At 43.6% G+C, this 5077-nt stretch carries 3 protein-coding genes; 2 read left to right on the top strand and 1 reads right to left on the bottom strand.

Annotated elements, in window-relative coordinates:
* Positions 1–621, bottom strand: a 621-nt coding sequence (locus B7C60_RS14590; RefSeq protein ID WP_245869510.1) for a hypothetical protein, incomplete at its 3' end; no start/stop codon positions are given.
* A gap of 221 nt (positions 622–842) precedes the next feature.
* Between B7C60_RS14590 and B7C60_RS14585 the strand changes: the two genes are divergently transcribed.
* Together B7C60_RS14585 and B7C60_RS19545 are read left to right on the top strand one after the other, a co-directional pair.
* The gene (locus B7C60_RS14585; protein ID WP_099612286.1) at positions 843–3599 is read left to right on the top strand and encodes a M16 family metallopeptidase; all 2757 of its coding nucleotides are present in this window, start codon (positions 843–845) and stop codon (positions 3597–3599) included.
* A 248-nt stretch (positions 3600–3847) separates the two neighbouring features.
* The coding region (locus tag B7C60_RS19545; RefSeq protein ID WP_245869508.1) for a YgiQ family radical SAM protein at positions 3848–5077 on the top strand (1230 nt) is incomplete at its 3' end.

Here is a 5077-nt window from a genome sequence, read left to right as displayed (position 1 = left end):
CAATAAGGAGACTTTGGTCACAGGTTTTACTAATAGTAAATGCCAACACCAAGCAAAAATACCCGCGACCAATAACGAAAAGCTCACCAGTAGTGGCTGGATCATAGCTGAAAGCTGCTCAGCCTCAAGTTGATATGCGTAAGGTACAATGCAGAGCGTTGTCACCATTGCCGATAAAATCCCCACCACAGGTAAAATGCGGTGAAAAGCTTGTAGACGAGTTTTAGCGATCGTCAATAGCAAATGGCCAAATAACGCACCGAGTAAAAATATCAGACTCAATAGTGTAATGGCCATTGAACCATTCAGCGACTGCCCCATCAATATAGCCACAAATGCCAAAGCTAACCCATCGGCAAGGTACAAAACCCACAGCGGCCCTTCATGGCGTGTCTTTTTGGTTTGCACTTGAGAATAAAAATAAAGCAAAGCAAAGACAATTAAACACACCTCGATTTTCAGTGAAGCGACAGCAAGCCATAAGATAGCTAACGCGGGTAATACTTTATGTAACCGGCCACGTTGACCTGGACAGATATCACCTTTCACCAATACTAATGTCAGTAATAATTGCGTGCCAAGCAACATGGGGGCCATAACGCTCAGTAAGGAATCAAGCATACATTCTTCATTAACGGAAAATTTGGGACGATGATACCAAAAGCCATTCGATTTTGCCTACCGCTTTACCCACGAATTCAACACTTCTACCGCTCACATCATGCGCCACTGACTGTTTTATCATTGCTATGGCTTGGATTCGTTATTTGTACCGAAAATCAACTGTTCGCAGAACACACAGCTTGAGTATTTGTTTATAGTTAAGACAAAAATAAGAGGTTATGATGAAAAAACTGTTATTAGCAAGCATGCTTTGCCTCCCCTTACTTGGCTGCATGGCACAAGAGCCATCTCCCCCTTTACAATCCGATCAACAATGGGTAACTGGGCAACTCGAGAATGGACTCACCTACCACATCTATCCAGATCATCATCAAGCGGTATCGATTCGCCTATATTTTCATACCGGCTCATTGCAAGAATCCCCTACACAAGCTGGCTATGCACACTTTGTTGAACACATGGCATTTAATGGCAGCCTCCATTATGCCCATAATGATGTCATTACCATGGTACAGCAAGCAGGAGCTAGCTTTGGCCCCGATCTTAATGCCTATACCACTTATCAAGAAACCGTTTATACACTCGACTTACCCGACAACCTCGCCGTAGATAAAGCATTACTTTGGTTTAGAGATATTGCCGATGGACTCACCTTCTCTCCGCAAGAAGTCGAGAAAGAGAAAGGGGTAATTATGGGTGAGTTTCGCCACCGCTATCGGGAAGAAAAACCATTAGAACAACAATATTATGAGCATTTGATTGCAACAACCGATTATGCAGAACATGACGTGCTGGGCACGAAGGTACAGGTTCAGCAAGCCACAGCACAAGATCTCCAAGCATTTTATCAACAATGGTATCAACCTCAATTAGCAGAAGTCGTTATCACCGGTAATCTAACACTAGCTCAAGGCGAGGAATGGATTCAACGCTATTTTTCCAGTTGGCAGAAAGGCACAACGCCTCGACCAGAACCGGTAAAAAAACGCCAACAAAACCTGCAAGACTACGTTGCACACGTAGCAACTGGCGAACATGCCAGCTTCTCATTACTGATTGGTCGAGGCCGTCATTCTATGACGACTCACGAGCAGTTATTAGACCATCGATTAGATAATATTGCTGAACAATTAATTGATCAGCGCCTAAAAACGGTATTTCGTGACAGCGCCCAGCTGCATTCACAATTGTATGCCATGAACTATCCTGTACTTGATCAACGCTATACTTTGATTGGTAGTACATTCCCCTACCAACAACGCTCTCTTGTACAAGAACTAATCTTATCAACACTCTCTTCACTGCGTGATTTTGGTGTCACACAAGAAGAATTAGAGGCTCAGCTGCATCCATTCAAAGATGATCTCCAGTATGCAGCACAAAATAAATATGACTTATTACCCAATCAACATGCCAATCATCGCATTTGGGCGATAACCAACCAACAAGTCCTGCAGAGTACTCTCGACTTTCAATATGGCCTCAAACAACTACTCAATACCGCAACCATAGAGCAGGTTAATCAACGTTTAAAACAGTTACTGAACGGTGATGCTGCCATCATTATTGGGGCAGATAAACAAGAGAACCTGGAACAACTTACCGATGAATTGAGCCAGTTAAAAAAATTAAGAAAACGTCGCGGGACGCAATTGAATGCAGCGGATGTTGATACCATTTTACACCAGCCAACGCAGCCTGGGGAAATTATCACATCCCAATCGATTCATAGCGATCCCGAGATCGTGCAATGGCAACTCGAAAATAACGTCAATGTTTATCTCTATAGAACCTATAACAATAGAAATCAGCTGCACCTTTTTTATAGCCGTGTCGGTGGAATAGCCTCATTACCCAGCGAACTTTATTCAGCCGTTGATATTACGCCAATGGTCTTAACTCGTTCAGGGATTGGCAGCATGGATGGGTCACAGGTTGACAGTTATATGAAAAGAAAAAATATGTCTATGCAATTCATTATAGACACGACCACACATTGGTTAAATATAAACGTCAATAAGCCAGATTTAGATGACGCGTTGGCCTTAATTCATCAATATTCCACCGCACCTAAGGTTGATAATGCGCAATTGGCTGCAGTAACACAAACTCAGCAAGAAAACTTGCGCCAATTTTTGACCACGCCACTAGGCCAATTTACCAATGAGATCAATCTCGCCTCTTATAGTAAGGATAGTTATCAGCAACTGCGCTATTTAGTAGGCCAACCCACACCGACTCGAACACAAGTTCTTAACGTCCATCAACAGCTGTTTAAACAGGGAAAGTTCAACCTCATTATTGTTGGTGATATTGCCCCATCCGACATCACTCCACTGTTACGTCAGTACATTGCCAATATCCCACTCATTGCCCAACCACCAGTCGAGATTAATCCACACTTTAAACCTTCACTGGTCAACAGAATAGAAAAGACCATCAATACTGAAGATAGTGCCGTCGTCATTCATCGTTATGTCTCATCTGATGTATCCAACCAAAGTGCTAAAAAAATCTTCCTCGAAGACATGCTACACCGTTTAGTCAACCAAAAATTACTCGCTAATATCCGAGAAAGTAAAGGATTGGATTATACCCCCATGATTTACGTAATTAATAAGGATGGCGAACCCTATTCTGATTGGCTGATGATTGCACATGTGGCCCCTGCAAATGTGGCACAAACAGAACAAGCTTTTCAAGAAGTGATCACCAGTTTAACGCAGAGTATTAGTGAAGAAGAGACTCAGACGGTCGCTAAACAATTAATCGTGGCACTTAAACCTATAGAGGATAAACCGGAACAGATGGCCTTCATGCTCAACCGCTATATCACCCATGGCTATGGTTTTGAAGCCTTAATGAATATTGAAGCGACCGCTCAAAGTATTACCGCTCAGGAAATGCATCAAAGAGCATTACAAATTTTTGGTGATGGGAGTAAAAAACAAATTAGCATCATGCTACCCAACTAGCCGATAAAAAAAGCCAAGCTTACCCTGCTTGGCTTTTTCAATCGGCACAGCCACTCAGTTACTTTTTACCACACAGAAGTAGGTGTACTTTGCCAATAACATGGTAAACTGCTGCGCTATTTTATGTGGCCTATTTTTTCACCAATAGCAACCACTCAAAGGTCAAAATAAAATTAGGGTGACAGACCCGGTATACCCAATAATGTGCCCCACCTTTGCCCAAAGCCATGAGAGTAAGAGTCAACTAAATGATTGTAAAGAAAATAAATGAACACAAAAAATACTGGGCGGAATGCTTTGGTATTGCTCCTTTCCTTCCAACTTCACGTAAAGAGATGGAGACTTTAGGATGGGACAGTTGTGACATTATTATCGTCACCGGAGACGCCTATGTCGATCACCCTAGTTTTGGCATGGCTATCATCGGTCGCTTACTTGAAGCTCAAGGATTTAGAGTTGGGATCATTGCCCAGCCAGAATGGCAAGATAAAAGCGCGTTTATGGCTCTCGGTCAGCCCAACCTATTTTTTGGTATCACTGCGGGCAATATGGACTCCATGATCAACCGCTATACCGCAGATAAAAAGCTGCGCCATGATGATGCCTACACCCCCAATAATGAAGGTGGGAAACGTCCAGATCGTGCTACCTTAGTCTATTCTCAGCGCTGCCGTGAAGCGTATAAAGAGGTTCCTATTGTTCTTGGTGGCATTGAAGCGAGCTTACGACGTGTCGCGCATTATGATTATTGGTCCGATAAGATTCGTCGTTCGGTACTGTTTGATGCCAAAGCGGACATACTCCTATTTGGTAACGCTGAACGCGCTTTAGTGGAGGTTGCGCATCGACTTGCAAATGGCGAGCCGATAGCGACCATGACCAACATTCGTGGTACTGCGATAAACCTACCGCACGCTCCCGACGGTTTTACCATCATCGATTCCTCGCGTATTGATAAACCGGGCAAACCTTTTGTGCCAACCAATCCTTACGACGTTGAAACGCTATGCGACACGAAATCGGACACCGCAGAAATCGAAGCCAAACCGATTACCATCCGGGCTTCTCGCCATGATTCGCTAACGACAGCCGTTCGTTTACCCTCTTATGAAAAGTTGATCAACGACCGTATTTTATACGCACATGCTAGCCGTGTACTGCATTTAGAAACCAACCCTTATTCAGGCCGCGCTCTGATTCAAAGCCATGGTAACCGTGAACTTTGGGTAAACCCAGCGCCGATTCCATTAACCACCGAAGAGATGGATTATGTTTTTGATCTGCCTTATGCCCGGATTCCGCACCCTAAATATGGCAAAGCCAAGATTCCGGCTTACGATATGATCAAAACCTCGGTCAATATTATGCGTGGATGCTTCGGTGGCTGCTCTTTTTGTTCAATCACCGAGCATGAAGGACGGATAATCCAAAACCGTTCTAAAGAATCCATACTTGGTGAGTTGACAGCCATTAGAGAC

Source organism: Vibrio fujianensis (assembly GCF_002749895.1).
In the GTDB taxonomy this organism is placed as follows: Bacteria; Pseudomonadota; Gammaproteobacteria; order Enterobacterales; family Vibrionaceae; genus Vibrio; species Vibrio fujianensis.
This window is presented reverse-complemented; position numbering and strand designations above follow the sequence as displayed.